Source organism: Burkholderia sp. Nafp2/4-1b, from assembly GCF_003635165.1.
In the GTDB taxonomy this organism is placed as follows: domain Bacteria; phylum Pseudomonadota; class Gammaproteobacteria; order Burkholderiales; family Burkholderiaceae; genus Burkholderia.
In genome coordinates this window covers 303552-318049 of the sequence record NZ_ML058606.1, presented here as the reverse complement: position 1 = coordinate 318049, position 14498 = coordinate 303552, and the positions used below count along the sequence as shown (strand labels likewise).

The window sequence follows — 14498 nt, the reverse complement described above, 5'->3', positions numbered from 1 at the left end:
TAGTGCAAGGACCGATTCCTTGCGGTTAGCATCGGGTCAGGCCATACGGCCGCCATCAAATCAGTGCGCCATGGTCATTTCTCACTGGAACCAGTGTTCACGTGCTTTCATGATCAACGCCTTAGCGGCATCCTCTTCCATCCCGGTCATGTCGACCAGTTCATCCACGGCCAGCTCGGCGAGTTCGTCGCGCGTCTGAACGGCGTGTTCGGCCAGCTTTGCGAGCAACTCCGGCGTGATGCCGTCGAGGCTCTTCAAATCCAGCGCTGCATTTTCAACCTTTTCTTCGTTCGCGATCGCCATCGTCAGCAGTGCGTCGCGTGCGCGATTGCGCAGCTCGTGCACCGTGTCCTCGTCGAACGCCTCGATTTCGAGCATTTCGTTGAGCGGCACGTAGGCGATCTCTTCGAGGCTCGTGAAACCTTCGTCGATCAGGATGTCGGCGACTTCTTCGTCGACGTCGAGACGCGCCATGAACAGCGCGCGCAGTCGATCGCGCTCTTCACCCTGCTTCAGGGCGGATTCGTCCGGCGTCATGATGTTGATCTGCCAGCCGGTCAGTTCGCCGGCGAGGCGAACGTTCTGACCGCTGCGGCCGATCGCGACAGCCAGTTCGTTCTCGTCGACGACGACGTCCATCGAGTGCTTTTCTTCATCGACGACGATCGACTGGACGGCTGCCGGCGCGAGCGCGCCGATCACGAACTGGGCGGGATCTTCCGACCATAGCACGATGTCGATGTTTTCGCCACCGAGCTCGTTGCGCACGGCCTGCACACGCGAGCCGCGGATGCCGACACAGGTACCGATCGGATCGATCCGCTTGTCGTAGGCGATCACGCCGATCTTCGCGCGCACGCCCGGGTCGCGAGCGGCTGCCTTGATCTCGAGCAGGCCCTGCTCGATTTCCGGCACTTCCATCTCGAACAGCTTCATCAGGAACTCGGGCGCCGTGCGCGAGAGTTCGATCTGCGGGCCGCGCGCGGTGCGGTCGACCTTCGCGATGTACGCACGCACGCGGTCGCCCACGCGCAGGTTTTCCTTCGGGATCAGCTGGTCGCGGCGCAGCAGCGCTTCGACACGGCCCGATTCGACGATGAAGTTGCCCTTGTCGAGGCGCTTCACCGTGCCCGTCATGATCTTTTCGCCGCGCTCGAGGTAGTCGTTCAGGATCTGCTCGCGCTCGGCGTCGCGCACCTTCTGCAGGATCACCTGCTTGGCGGCCTGCGCACCGATACGGCCGAACTCGATCGACGGCACCGGCTCCTCGATGAATTCGCCGACTTCGACGTCGGGGTTCTGGTCACGTGCTTCGAACAGCAGGATCTCGCGATCCGGCTCCTGCAAGCCTGCCTCGTCGGGCACGACGAGCCAGCGACGGAAGGTTTCGTGCTCGCCGCTTTCGCGATCGATATGGACGCGGATTTCGGCGCCTTCGTCGAACAGCTTCTTGGAAGCGGAAGCGAGCGCGGCCTCGAGGGCGCCCAGCACCACATCCTTGTCGACGTTTTTCTCGCGCGCCAGCGCATCCACCAGCATCAACACTTCGCGACTCATTATTTGCGGCTCCTAAAGTCAACTTGCGGAATCAGGCGGGCTTTATCGATATCGGCCAGCGTGAAATCCAGCATGGCTGCCTCGCCCTTCTTCCCCTCAAATTCCAAACCGATCGTTTCGCCATTCGGCGCGTGCAGAATGCCCCGGTACGTCTTGCGCCCGTCCAGCGGCTTTTTCAAGGTCACGGAAGCTTCGCTGCCGGCGAAGCGCTCGAAGTCGGCCAGCTTCTTCAACGGGCGGTCGAGCCCCGGGGACGAGACTTCGAGCCGTTCGTAATCGATGTTTTCGACCGTCAAGACGTGCTGGAGCTGACGCGTGACCTTTTCGCAATCTTCGAGCGAGATGCCGGCAGGCTGATCGATATAGATGCAAAGCATGCCGCGCCCGGTGCGCTCGAGATCCACCAGCTCGTAGCCGAGCCCGGTGACCGTGGTTTCTATCAGTTCCGTCAGTTGCACAGTGTCCTCTCAGGTGTTCGCGCCCGCCGCTCGCGATTCACCCGCGGGCGCGCGCCTTAGCCGGCGCAGGAAGCGCTACCCGAGATGCCTAACCGTTTCAGCAAAAAAAAATGGGCGGAACGCCCATCTTCTTACTGGTGGTCGCACCTGAGCCGCACATTGAATCCGTACGCCCAGCGACTCCGCGATTATAGCGATTTTTGGCGCAAACGCCAAGCCAGCCGGTAAATGCAGCGTCCAGCCCGCCTTTACCGACCAAAAATGCGAAACCGGACTGTCCGCTCACACGACACAATCCGGCAGCGCGATAGATATACAGTCAAAAACACACCGCGCAACGCGCCGAGTCGGCCTGACCGATGGCGATTGCGCCGGCGCGCCGGCGGCAGTACGCCGCCGGACACCCGAAACGGTCAGCGACCGCGCGAGCGATTGCGCTGCGGACGCTGGCCGCCACGTGCACCGCCGCCGCCGTTGCCGCCCGCGCCTTCCGCGCGATTGCCGTTCGGGTTGCGGTTGCCGCCCTTCGGGCCGCCGCGCTTGCCGCCCGCGCCGTCACGCTTGGGGCCCGCGCCGTACGACGCGCGATTGCCGTCGACATCGCGACCGCCACCCGAGCGGTTGCCATGGCCCGACGGCGAAACCGGCAGGCTGCCATAGCCGCTCAGCCCCGGCAGGCCCGGCGCACCGCGCCGGCCGCCAGCGCCGCCGCGACGCGGCTGGTCGAGCTGACCATGGGTCGTCAACACCGGCTCGCGGCCGATGAAGCCCATCGAGGTCTGCATCGGATCCGGCTGACGGCGCTCGGCCGACGCGCCACCACCGCGCTTGCCCTTCTCCTCGGACGGCGCCTTCAGGCCGACGGTAGCCATCAGCTTGCGCACCTGCGCTTCGTCGAGCTCTTCCCAGCGGCCGCGCTTCAGGCCGCGCGGCAGCGGGATCGGGCCGTGCCGGGTACGAATCAGGCGGCTCACCATCAGGCCGGCCGCTTCGAACATCCGGCGCACTTCGCGGTTGCGGCCTTCGGCCAGCGCGACGTGATACCAGTGGTTCGTGCCTTCGCCGCCGCCGTCGCGGATGCGCAGGAAGTTCGCCGGACCGTCATCGAGCTCGACACCGTGCAGCAGCTTCTGGCGCATCCCTTCGGACAGTTCGCCGACGACGCGCACCGCGTATTCACGCTCGACGCTGTAGCGCGGATGCATGAAACGGTTCGCGAGATCGCCCGACGTCGTCAGCATCAGCAGACCTTCGGTGTTGAAGTCGAGGCGGCCCACCGCGAGCCATTTCGCCGTCTTCATCGGCGGCAGGCGGTCAAACACCGACGGACGACCTTCCGGGTCGGCGTGGCTGACGATCTCGCCCGTCGGCTTGTGGTACAGCAGCACGCGCGGCGGCTTGTTCGGCAGCTTGCGCTTGACCGGCTTGCCGTTGATGCGGACCTGGTCGGTCGGCATGATGCGCTGGCCGATGTGTGCGGGTTCGCCGTTCACCGACACGCGGCCGGCGACGATCAGCTCTTCCATTTCACGGCGCGAACCCATGCCGGCTTCCGCGAGCACCTTGTGCAGCTTCGGCGCATCGTCGTCCGGCGACAGCACGCGCTTGTTCGCCGGCTGGCTGCGGCCGCGGCGCAGCATCGGCGCACGCACGCCGCTGCCGCCTGCCGAGTTGTCCGCGTCGAATGCGGGCGAGGTCACATAGGCGAACAGATCGTCCTGCGACGCTGCGTCGCCGTCGGCCTTCGCCGCGCCGCCTTCAGCCTTCGCGCCACCTTCAGCCTTCGGCGAACCACCGCGCCGCGCCTGGCCGCCCTGGGACGCCTTGGCCGCACCCTCACGCTTGCCGGCCGGCTTGCGGCCGCCCTTGGCCGCACCTTCCTTGCGCGGCGCGCGCGCGGGCTGCGCTTCAGCGGCCTCGGCCGGCTGCGCGTCCGCGCCTTCGCCGCCCTGCGACTCGCCGTCGGCGCCCTTCGACTTGGCCGCCGCGCGACGACGCGCAATCAGGCTACGCGGGCCGCGCCGCAGGCCGCGGCGGGGACGCTCGTCACCACCCGCGGCCGGAGCGTCCTGCTCCGGCGCATCGTCGGCACGCGCGGCCTGCGCGGCAGGCGCGGACGATTCAATATCGTGGATATCTGTCAAAACAACCTCAAAATGTCAGGTCTCGCGCCCGGCGGGGGCGCGGCAAGAAGTCGGCCGCGATCAGGCGCGGCGCTGTTCGGGTTCTGCTTCGTCGTCCGGCAGCGCGTCGGCGCCGATCGGCGCGCTCGCACTGCGTACGGCGTCGGCAAGGCTGTCGGACGTATCGTCCAGCAACTCGCCATCCGCGGGACGGGAGCGTGAGGCGTCGGCCTGGCCAGCCTCGCCCGGCATGTCGCCGGCCGCTTCCGCTCCGTCTCCGGCAACCGAGTCGGCAGCCGGCTTGCGATCTTCCTCGTTCCAATCCGCGTGCAGCGGCTCGGACTGCCCGCCGGCTGGCGCTGCTTCGGCGCCGTCCTGTTCGGTTTGAACGCGATCAGCTTCCAGCGTATCGCGGTTCGGCATTTCCTGCGTCGATGCGACATCCGTCGCGGCGTCGCCCGGCACTTCGTCGGAGTACGCTTGCGGCTCGTCGGCCGCCACCTCGACGGCTTCGGGCACGTCTTGCGCCACCGGCACCTCGCCATCGAAGTCCATCGCCTGCTGCGCGAGCAGCGCAGCCTCGATGTTCGCGGCGGGCTCCTCGAGCGCGGGCAGGTCGTCGAGCGCCTTCAGGCCGAGATCGTCGAGGAACTGCTTGGTCGTCGCGTACAGCGCCGGGCGCCCCGGCACGTCACGATGCCCGATCACCTCGATCCAGCCGCGATCCTCGAGCTGCTTCACCACCTGCGTATTGACCGTGACGCCGCGAATCTCTTCGATGTCGCCGCGCGTGACCGGTTGCCGATACGCAATGATCGCGAGCGTTTCGAGCACCGCACGCGAATATTTCGGCGGCTTCTCGGGATGCAGTCGATCCAGATAATGGCGCATCGCCGGCTTGCTCTGAAAGCGCCATCCGGTTGCCAGCGCCACCAGTTCGACGCCGCGGCCGGACCAATCCTGTTTCAGATCTTCGAGCAACGTGCGGACCGTGTCAGCCGACACGCCGTCGGCAAAGAGCTTGCGCAAATCGCCGAGCTTCAGCGGTTCCTGCGCACAGATCAAAGCAGTCTCGAGGACGATCTTCGCCTCTTGGGTATTCATGCAGCTAGGCCAGACCCTGTGGTCAAACGAACCGGATCAACAAACAGACGAAAGGAACGGAAGACGCGCTCGCCCGATTCTGATCGGTCATATTGATGGGAGCACGAACCGGGGGCGGCGAACCAACTTCAAGCCAGGCCCAGACCGGACGGAACAGCACGGTTCAACGACGGAACCGCGTGACTGAGCGCCATATTACGCAAAATTGCCCGGTGCGTAAAGATGAGCGGCGGATGAGCGGCACCACACGCCGTCCGAGCGCCGAAGCCGCTCCACCCCGCTTCAGCGACGGCCCGCGCCACGCACGAGGGACGCGCGCAAACACTCGACGCCCGCGTCCAGCCGCACGGGATCGCATGCGGGGCACCAGCGCACCGCCGGCTCGCCCGTCGCCGGGCCGACCTCGCCGAAATGCGTCATCGAGAACCGCCATCGAGGGACACGCTTCGCGCGGTGTGCCGGCGCGCACGCCGAATCCGTACCTCAATCGAGGTCTTCCGCCCTCGCCGGCATCTGGCGCGCGAGCTCCCAGATCGCCTGCGCCGCGGGCGACAGCGACCGGTCGCGCCGGCGCACCAGCTCGACGGTGCGTTCGGTGCGCGGCGTCAACGGTCGCGCGACGAGCGTGGATCCCGCCGGCAGCGGCAGCGACAGCCACGGCTGCACGCTGACCCCGACGCCGGCCTCGACGAGCCCGAACACCGTCGCCGAATGGCCGAGCTCCTGCATGACCGTCGCGTTCACGCGATGGGCGGCCAGCGCGGCGTCGATCAGCGGCCGGCTGCCGGACGCATGGTCGAGCAGGACGAGCCGCTCGCCATCGAGCGCCGTCCACGGCACCTCGGCTCGCGCCGCGAGCGGATGATCGGCGCGCGCGACCAGACAGAACGAGTCGGTCATCAACGATTCGCAGACCAGATCGGCAGCGGCGAGCGGCCCGATGACGACGCCGAAATCGACCTCGCTCGACTTCACCTTGCGCAGCACGTCGCTCTGCACGTCGTCGCGCAGGCCGAGCGTGACGAACGGGAACTGGCGCTCGCACGACGCGACGACGCGCGGCATCAACCGGCACGCGATCGTCGGGCTCGCTGCGACGATCACGCGCCCACGGCGCTGCTCGCCGATCTCGCGAATCTCGCGCAGCGTGTCGTCGAGATCATCGATCAGGCGCGACACGCTCGCAATCAGGTTCGCGCCGACGTCGGTCAGCTGCACGTCGCGCGTCGTCCGGTCGATAAGCTTCAGTCCAAGCTCGGCCTCCAGTTCGCGCACGCACCGGCTGACCGCGGACTGCGTGAGCCCGATCTCGTCACCCGCACGACTGAAGCTCCTTTGCCGCGCAACCTCGATGAATACGCGAAGCTGACGCAACGTAACGTTCATCCCTTCACCTCATCAATCCTCGATATCGATGCGCGATTGTAATGTGCGGATCCGGCCGCGGTCGACGAATCCGGCACCCGTCACACATGTTTCGCTGCGGTGCAATATTCGCCCAAACGCACGCGGCACGGGCGGACTGCACAAGATTGGTGATTGTCCTGATTTGCTGGCGGGTTATTTTGGCGTCTTATACGCCCCTAGCTGACTTAGCCGTTAGCCCGCTGCCAAGCGGCTCTCGAGGGAATCGCCTCCGACGTGGCACACATCGTGCATTACTTGGGCCACAGGGCGCAGGTTTTCGTCGGACGGAAGGCAGAAACGCCGCTGCCGGCCAACCGGACGCCCCAACCCGGCACTCGACGCTCGAGTGCTTGAAGAGTGCGCGGCGCAGGGCAGCGCACCGGAGTTAGCTTCGCTGAGGTGAGGACATGATGCTGTTCGACGATTTGAGAGATAACGAGTGGGCGCTGGTCGAAGGTCTGTTTTGCTCGGAACCCGCACGAAGTGAACGGCGCGGCCGTCCCCGCGTGGAGGCTCGTGCGGTAGTCAACGCCGTGCTGTGGGTATTGTCGACGGGCGAAGGTTGGTCGAAGCTGCCGGGCCGCTATCCGTCTCCGCCGACCTGCCGCCGCCGCTTCGACGAATGGCAAGCGGACGGTACGCTCGCCGAAATCGTCAAGCGACTCGGCACGAGCGGTCGCCAGATCTCGTTGCGCGGGCGCATCGGCGCAAGCGCGACGAAACCGCCTGCACCGCCGAGCCGCGACCGGCTGCGCGGCGCCTTCTGGACCAATCCGGAATCCTGGCGCGCCCCTGTGAAGATGGCGTAACGCATGCTCGATCGGGCGGCTTCGGCCGCCCGGCGCCTTTCGGCGCCACGCATTTCGTCCGGCATTCGTGCCGTCGTTGCTTGGCGCTGTCGTGCAGCGATACATCTATTTACTATTATTTACAGCAAGCCTGCGCTCCCGCGCTTACCTTAGCGAGATATCAACAAGCCGACCGACGGCTTGAAGGGAGCCCCCGCCATGAAACCAATGTCACTGCTTGTCGCATGCGGCATTGTCATTTCACTGGCGCTGACCGCCCCCGTTCACGCCGACGATCGCGTGAAGCCGCCTCACCGCCAGCAGGAACGCCGGAACACCCTTCGCCAGCAAGCACCCGCTACGTCGCCCGATCGGCAGACCGTGCCGCGCGGCGATTTGCGCGGCGACATCGCCAGCAACGCGCGCGCACGAATCGGCTCGCAGCCGTCCGATATGCCACGTCATCCGTAGTCCGCAATTCGCAGGATTTCGTCAAAGAAAATTCCCGGATTCGGGAACTGCTCGACATGCGACGAGTCACATTCGTTGCCATGAGCACAGCGTGGCAACAGCAAAAGTATCCGGTACGCCCGTATCCTCGCGATACGGGCTTTTTTTTGGCGTCGCCGGCGCACGGCCCGCGACGGGCGGGCGTGTAGCCGCTACAGGCGGCTTTCGAGAATCGCGACGGCGCTCGCTTCGCTCAATGCGTAGTCGTCCATACGGCGATCCGTCCAGGAGAGTAATTTTTCGTCGCGCTCGAGGCGCGCACATTCGGCTCGACCGTTATCGGTCAGCACTGCGATGTCGACCGGCGCGTGGAAGCCCGGTGCGGGAGCAACGGTCTTCTGCCTGACCGTGTCCATCAGCCCCAGTGACCGGAGATACTCGAACACGCCCGGGCGGCGCGCCCACGGTACCTGGCGGTACTGCACTCGTCTCAATGCGTCGAGCACCGCTTCGTTGGAATACGTGGCCATCTCGATTCTTTCTTAAAGTGCAGCGACAATGCGAAGCGGCGCGTCGGGCGGGAGCTCCGCCCGCCGATACCGCCACCGATTCTGGAGGCCGACTTCGGCGTCGCGTCAGGGCCGGATCGTCAGCCGTCCATAAAAAGACACCATACCCCAATCAAATTGATTCTGTTCGATTCATTTGTACTTCTCTTCATCTGTTTCGTGCTCTTCCGCAAACGGCGGCGACTCATCGCGATCGCCGGCATCGCGCTGTTCTGGCTGCTCGCGACAGGCTGGCTCGTCGCGCCGCTGATCGCGTGGACCGAGGCGGGCGTGACACCGGTCGAGCACCCGGACATGCATGGGCGGACCACGCTGATCATCATCGGCATCGGCACACGACGCGGCGACGCCGGCCTGCACCCGCCGCCCGACGGCGAAGCGCGCATCCGCACGACCGCGTCGCTCTATCGCACGTGCCGGCAGCAAGCCGCGCGCTGCACCGTGGTGATGTCGGGTGGCGACCCGCAGCATCACGGTGAAACCGAAGCGGCCGTCTACGGGCGCCGGCTGGTCGCCGAGGGCGTCGCTCCCGACGACCTCGTGCTCGAGCCGAACAGCCGTACGACCTACGAAAATGCGAAATACACCGCATCTATACTACGCTCACAACATGACGACTCGCGCATTCTCGTCGCGTCGTCTTACCAGATGCGCCGCGCATTGCTCGATTTTCATCGCTTCGGCATCGATCCGCAGCCCGTTTATTCGAATCGCCGCCGCGCACAAACGGGCTGGCTGCCCCGCTGGCGCAATCTGGAAAACGCGAATCAGGCGTTGCACGAACTGGTCGGCATCGCGCAGTTCCACGTGTACCGCAGGCTCGGGTGGTTTTGATGACAACGCAGGCACCGGAAGCGAAAACGACGGTACCGCGCGGGATGGCACGCGCATGACGGCCCGCGCGAAGTGTTGCGCGACTTCAACGGGGCCTTGCGCTGCGCCGCGTTCCGGTGCACATTGATCCGTCACTTTTGTTACACTCGACACGCACTCGATTGCAGTCGCCAGACGAAACGGCAACATTCGGGTTCATCACCACTTAGCGGAGGTAAAGCAATGAAGAAGACGTCCCTGGCTATTCTGGTCGCGATGTCGGCGCTGACTGGCGCAGCGTATGCGCAAGAGAGCACGCAAATCCAGACCATCACCGACCCGGCGAAGATCGCCGAGATCGAGCAGCGCGCTCAGGCGCTGCAACAGCAGCAAGCAGCCGAGGCTGCACAGCCGGCGGCGCAGGAAGAACAACACCACGGCAAGAAGGCTGCTCACCACAAGGCAGCGAAGAAGGCCGGCAAAAAGGCGGCCAAGGCCGCTCCGGCAGACGCTGCCAGCCAGTAAGTTCGGCGGCACCGCACAAGTGAAAAGCCGAATCCGGGCAACCGGGTTCGGCTTTTTTGGTTGCGGTGCCTGCGCGCTGTGCTAAAGTCGCGCACCGAAATTTTCCACCCGTGCGCACCCCGGTGCGGAGGACAGCATGAGCAACATTCAACTCGACATCGAGTGGACCGAAGCAGCCACTCGCCAGATCAAGCAACTGATGCCGCGCGGCTCGGCCGACGCGTTTCTCGCGTTGCCGCCGATCGAGTGCCTGCCGATGGAGGGCGACGTGCTGTTCCTCGGCCCCCAAGGCAAGCAGCAGCCGTTCATCGTCGCCGAACGCCAGTATCACCATGACGGCGATGCCGACTGGACGATCATCCTGATTCTCGACGTACCCGGCACGTCGCACTGACGCGTTGCAGCGGCCGGCAACGCGTCCGGCCGCACTGTTCCCTACCCCGCTCGCACGAGCTTCGCTGCATGCGCATCCGGTGCGATGCGGCGCATCCGTTCTTCCGCCCCCCCCTCCGTTTCGCCCCGCTTGCCGCTGCGATTTCCGCCGCTCCCGACTCCGCCGTCAGTAAAAAATTGCATGAATCCCGCATCGGCCGGATCGGCACGCTCTCCCTTTATGGCCGCACAAAAAAATTGCCCGCGCTCCAGAAGGAGCGCGGGCGAAACCGTCGCCCTACGAGGATAGGCGACGGGGCCATCGAGATCCGCGCAAGGCGCGGATCGTGATCGGTTGCGACGGCGCTCGCAGCGCCGGCGTCTGAATACGTCGAATCCGTTGGTCAGGCGCTCGCGACGCTCGCCCGGTTATCCGACGCCATCCTCCCTGTCTCAACGATTCCAACTTATAAAGCAGTTTGCGTGCCAGGCACAGTTTCGAAAACATGTCCTTGATCCATAAGGATATTTTCTACGGCCATGACGATGTAACACCTGTTCCGCCGCCGTAACGCTCGGATGTTACGTAACGTCACGGGGAGAGACCGAACGATCTCGCGCACGCTCGGGCCGGGGGCGGGGCCGGTACGGGCGACCATGAAAAAAGCCCGCCGGGAGGCGGGCTTTTCGAGGACGGAAGCGAGTCGCGATCAGCGCAGCTGATTCACGAGCAGCCCCATGATCTGCCGGGCCGGCGACGATGTATCGATCGCACCCGAATCGTCGACGACCGCCACGCGCGTCTGGTCGGACGTCAGTGCCTTCACGTTCACGCGATACTGCTTCGCCTGCTTTTCCTTCTTGCCATGGAACAGCTGGCTCCAGAAACCCTGCTCGGCCGAGCTCAGATCCTTCGGATCGACATAGCGCACGAAATACAGGCCCTTCGTGCGATCGCGATCGTCCACCGTGAAGTTCGCTCGATCAAGCGCGAGACCGACATGCAGCCACGAGCGGTCGTACGGCTCGCCCAGCGTGAGTTCGGACGGTACCGACGCCGAATCGACGTCGTTCGCCTGCGACGACGTGCGCGCGACGTTCTGTGCAGCGATCGCCGCGGCGGCGGCCTTCGATGCGTCGGTATCGGCCTTCTTGTCCTTCGGCACCGTGTTGTCGTTGATGTTCGCGACCGGCGGCTCGCCGTTCTTCGCACGCTGCTCGTTCTGCGCGAGCACCGCCATCAGCCGCTTCAGGTATTCCGTCTCGAGCGCGGGGTCGTTCGGCTTTGCTTCCCACTTGCTCGAATCGTTGCTCGCGCCGGTGATCGCCTCGCGCATGCCCTTCTGGCTGATGAATACGTAGGTGCCGCCATTCGGCGCCGAGTCGAGGCGCGTGCGGTACTTGTTGCGCTCGGCCGTCACGTACGAATTGCCCATCGCCTTCGAGATCACGCTGCGGATCAGGCCATCGTTGATCTGCGGATGGGTTTCGTTCCAGTCGGTTTCCATCACGCCCTTGTCGCGCTGGTCGACCACGAGCAGGAAACCCTGCTCCTGCCAGAAACGGCGCACTTGCGGCCAGATGTCGGCGGGCTTCTTGCCGTCGATCACGAGCCAGCTCTCGGTGCCGTCGCGCTGGAGACGCATGCCGGCCACGGCTGGCGCGACGGTGTCCGTCGCGGGCGCCGCATGCTGGACCTGCTGAAGCGCGGACAGGGAAGTCGCGCCGCCCTGCGGCGGCAGCGAACGCTGATCGGCCGTCTCGTCGAGCATGTTGGGCGGCACTGCGAGCGACGCTTCCTTCGATTTCGAATCGCTCTTGTAGTCCACTTTCGTGGGCGACGACGTACCGCAACCGGCGACGAGCGCGCCGGTGGCGAGCACTGCAGCGAACCGCATGGTAAGACGAAGATCAGTCATGTTCGGGGAATCCTCTTCCGCTAAATCACGGCGCTTTCCGTGGATCAACCTTGCATTTTACCGGGGCCGCGCCGCGATGTGCAAAAAAGCGACGGGCAAGAAAAAACCCGCGTCAGCATGAGCTGACGCGGGTTCTTTATCTGGTCGGGGCGAGAGGATTTGAACCTCCGACCACCTGCACCCCATGCAGGTACGCTACCAGGCTGCGCTACGCCCCGAAAGAAAAAAATTATAACAGACAGTTGTCCGGTTTAGAACGGGTCGCATGCATTTTGTGCATGTTCCCGCGAAATTTTTTGGCTACCTCGACGGATTCGAACGAACCGCGGCCCGATGCCACCCGTGCGCCGCCGCCCGATCTACGCCGCGCTCACCGACTGCGCGCAACACAGATGACCGTGAGCCCCGCCACCCGGTTGAACCGGAACATCGGCAACTCGGCCCGGCAGATCAGCTTGAGCAACCCGTTGACGGCCGGGTGGTGGCGACGCAATTGCGACGCCGGTTCGCGCGGCTGCCGACGTGCGCGTTCGCTCAGTCGCAATGCCGCCGCGAGCGGAAACGTGAGCCCGAAGTAATATGCGCCGCGCTCGACCTCGAGGCCCGCGCGACGCGCGACGTCTTCGAGGCCGTCGAGCGTATACCTGCGCTTGTGCTCGAGAAAATCGTCATGCGCGCTCCAGAGAAACTGAAACGCGGGAACCGTGATCAGAAACCGGCTTCCCTTCGGCGCGCCCGCCACGTATTGCGCGAGCAGCCCGACATCGTCGTCGACGTGCTCTAGGACGTCCATCAGCAACACGAGATCGGTATCGAGCCGATCGACGGCGCGGCGGTAGTGGACGGGCTTGCCGGCCGCCTCGCCGTCGGTATCGGCGGCGTAGCTCGTATCGACACACCAGGCCTCCGTCGCCTGCGTGCGCTCGAGCAAATGCTTTGAAAAGAACCCCGAGCCCGCGCCGACGTCGAGTATCCGGTGCGCACCCGACGCGCCCAGCAACCGGCGGATCGCGCTCGCCTTCGACGCGTAGTACCAGTGATCGCCGACATCGGCGCCCAATACGTCGAGTTCCTTCAGATCCATGACGCCTCCCCCGTGTCGGCCACCATGCGTTGAGCCATCAAGCCCATGACGCCGATCTTACCGCGCCGCGGCCATCGCACGTGCGGCAAGTTGCGCGAATCGCGCCGGCAATCCGCATCACTTCCTAATCGAAAAGGACGATGGCCGTTTCATCGAGGATCGCTACCGTGCGCTTACCCGGCGCGAGATCGATGCGCTCGGCCCATGTCCGGCGGCATGCCGATCGATACGGCACGTCTGCACGTTGCCACGCCGGGCGGCGGGCGGGCAGCGGTTTCGGTCCCCCCCGGTCGCGACTTCCTGTCACCGTCTTCGACAAAGGCCAGTGAATGAATCATAAAAACGAATTTTCCCGTCGACACTTTCTCCGGCTGAGTGCCGGCACGCTGGGCATCGCACTGGGAAGCGCGTCGCTTCTGTCCGCGTGCGGCGGCGACTCGATCGCGGTCGCCCCAGTCACGACGCCGCGGCTCGCTTCGGCAGCGAACTTTCGCGATACCGCGGGGCCGGACGGAACGGGCTATGCCACCGCCAGCGGTGCAGCGATGAGAAAAGGCCTGATCTACCGGTCGTCCGCGCTCGAGTTGTCCGCGGCCGACCTCTCGACGATCGATACGCTCGGCATCACGCGCGTGTGCGACTTGCGCACGACTTCCGAAATCCATGCGCACCCGGACGTGCCGTTGACGGGAGCCACCTGGCAGAACCTCAACGTGCTCGGCGTTGCCAATCTCGGCCCGCTGCCGACCAGCGGCGCGACTGCCACGGCCTTCATGCAGAGCATGTATCGGGCGTTCGTGACGTCGGAGACGGCGCATGCGAGCTATCACGCGTTGTTCGCCGGCTTTGCATCATCCGGCGGCAACCTGGTGTTCCACTGCACGGCCGGCAAGGACCGCACCGGCTGGGCAACGGCGATTCTGCACACGATCCTCGGTGTCCCGCAGCAGATGATTCTCGCCGACTATCTGCTGACCAACGTCTACAGCGCAGCGGAAATCGCCGCTTACGTCGCGCAAGCGCAAAAGAGCGGCGGCCAGGATGCGGCCGACATGATGGCCGCGCTGCAAAGCGCGCAGACAGCCTATCTGCAGGCGGCATTCGATCAGGTCGCGACGTCGTACGGCTCGATGAAGTCCTACATCGATAACGGCCTGCAACTCGACCAGGCGACGCAGGATACGATCCGCCAACGCATGCTGGTCTGATCGGCCCTGCAGGCGGCAATGGCCCCAGCACATCCATCGCCGCCCTGCCGACTGCGCTCTGGACCGGACGCCGCCTTCATCCGGCGCGAAAACCCGCGGCCGGCCACGCCGACGCCCTGTC

13 protein-coding genes, 1 tRNA gene and 1 pseudogene are annotated in these 14498 nt (G+C 65.1%); 6 read left to right on the top strand and 9 right to left on the bottom strand.

The genetic code is table 11. The features are described from left to right. Nucleotides 1-81: 81 nt before the first annotated feature. From nusA to C7H84_RS17390, 5 genes are all read right to left on the bottom strand, one after another. Entirely contained in the window at nucleotides 82-1557 is a 1476-nt protein-coding gene (gene nusA / locus C7H84_RS17410) for a transcription termination factor NusA (RefSeq protein ID WP_121859922.1), read from the bottom strand. After that, complete coding sequence (rimP, locus tag C7H84_RS17405) at nucleotides 1557-2015, bottom strand: ribosome maturation factor RimP (RefSeq protein WP_059575772.1); 459 nt, start codon at nucleotides 2013-2015, stop codon at nucleotides 1557-1559. Before rimP ends, nusA begins: the two co-directional genes overlap by 1 nt. Nucleotides 2016-2428: 413 nt before the next feature. Continuing rightward, nucleotides 2429-4159, bottom strand: a complete 1731-nt coding sequence (gene rluB / locus C7H84_RS17400) for a 23S rRNA pseudouridine(2605) synthase RluB (protein ID WP_121859921.1) — start codon at nucleotides 4157-4159, stop codon at nucleotides 2429-2431. Nucleotides 4160-4219: 60 nt separating this feature from the next. Further along, a complete protein-coding gene (gene scpB, locus C7H84_RS17395) occupies nucleotides 4220-5242 on the bottom strand; it encodes an SMC-Scp complex subunit ScpB (RefSeq protein WP_121859920.1) in 1023 nt (340 codons plus the stop codon). 483 nt (nucleotides 5243-5725) lie between these two features. Next, nucleotides 5726-6628, bottom strand: a complete 903-nt coding sequence (locus C7H84_RS17390; RefSeq protein ID WP_121859919.1) for a LysR family transcriptional regulator — start codon at nucleotides 6626-6628, stop codon at nucleotides 5726-5728. Nucleotides 6629-7059: 431 nt separating this feature from the next. Between C7H84_RS17390 and C7H84_RS17385 the strand changes: the two are divergent. Then, nucleotides 7060-7446, top strand: a pseudogene (locus tag C7H84_RS17385) (transposase); the annotation flags it as partial. 210 nt (nucleotides 7447-7656) lie between these two features. Further along, complete coding sequence (locus tag C7H84_RS37175) at nucleotides 7657-7908, top strand: hypothetical protein (RefSeq protein WP_121859917.1); 252 nt, start codon at nucleotides 7657-7659, stop codon at nucleotides 7906-7908. Nucleotides 7909-8099: 191 nt separating this feature from the next. On the opposite strand, the gene C7H84_RS17375 is transcribed toward C7H84_RS37175, so the two are convergent. Continuing rightward, complete coding sequence (locus tag C7H84_RS17375; RefSeq protein ID WP_006754206.1) at nucleotides 8100-8417, bottom strand: hypothetical protein; 318 nt, start codon at nucleotides 8415-8417, stop codon at nucleotides 8100-8102. A gap of 156 nt (nucleotides 8418-8573) precedes the next feature. Between C7H84_RS17375 and C7H84_RS17370 the strand changes: the two genes are divergently transcribed. From C7H84_RS17370 to C7H84_RS17360, 3 genes are all read left to right on the top strand, one after another. Then, nucleotides 8574-9290: a YdcF family protein gene (locus tag C7H84_RS17370; RefSeq protein WP_121859916.1), complete on the top strand. Its 717-nt coding sequence runs from the start codon at nucleotides 8574-8576 to the stop codon at nucleotides 9288-9290. Nucleotides 9291-9512: 222 nt separating this feature from the next. Next, nucleotides 9513-9794 (top strand): hypothetical protein, encoded by a 282-nt coding sequence (locus C7H84_RS17365; RefSeq protein ID WP_121859915.1) that lies wholly within the window; start codon nucleotides 9513-9515, stop codon nucleotides 9792-9794. A 136-nt stretch (nucleotides 9795-9930) separates the two neighbouring features. Then, nucleotides 9931-10188, top strand: a complete 258-nt coding sequence (locus C7H84_RS17360) for a hypothetical protein (RefSeq protein ID WP_034184019.1) — start codon at nucleotides 9931-9933, stop codon at nucleotides 10186-10188. Between the two features lie 688 nt (nucleotides 10189-10876). Here C7H84_RS17360 and bamC read toward each other — a convergent pair. The 3 genes from bamC to C7H84_RS17345 all read right to left on the bottom strand — a co-directional run bounded on the left by bamC (nucleotide 10877) and on the right by C7H84_RS17345 (nucleotide 13169). After that, a complete protein-coding gene (gene bamC, locus C7H84_RS17355; RefSeq protein ID WP_121859914.1) occupies nucleotides 10877-12085 on the bottom strand; it encodes an outer membrane protein assembly factor BamC in 1209 nt (402 codons plus the stop codon). Between the two features lie 141 nt (nucleotides 12086-12226). Further along, a tRNA-Pro gene (locus C7H84_RS17350) sits at nucleotides 12227-12303 on the bottom strand. A 152-nt stretch (nucleotides 12304-12455) separates the two neighbouring features. Next, nucleotides 12456-13169: a methyltransferase domain-containing protein gene (locus C7H84_RS17345; RefSeq protein WP_121859913.1), complete on the bottom strand. Its 714-nt coding sequence runs from the start codon at nucleotides 13167-13169 to the stop codon at nucleotides 12456-12458. Between the two features lie 371 nt (nucleotides 13170-13540). Here C7H84_RS17345 and C7H84_RS17340 point away from each other — a divergent pair, with 371 nt between their 5' ends. Further along, nucleotides 13541-14377 (top strand): tyrosine-protein phosphatase, encoded by an 837-nt coding sequence (locus C7H84_RS17340; RefSeq protein WP_346428385.1) that lies wholly within the window; start codon nucleotides 13541-13543, stop codon nucleotides 14375-14377. The last annotated feature ends 121 nt before the right edge of the window (nucleotides 14378-14498 follow it).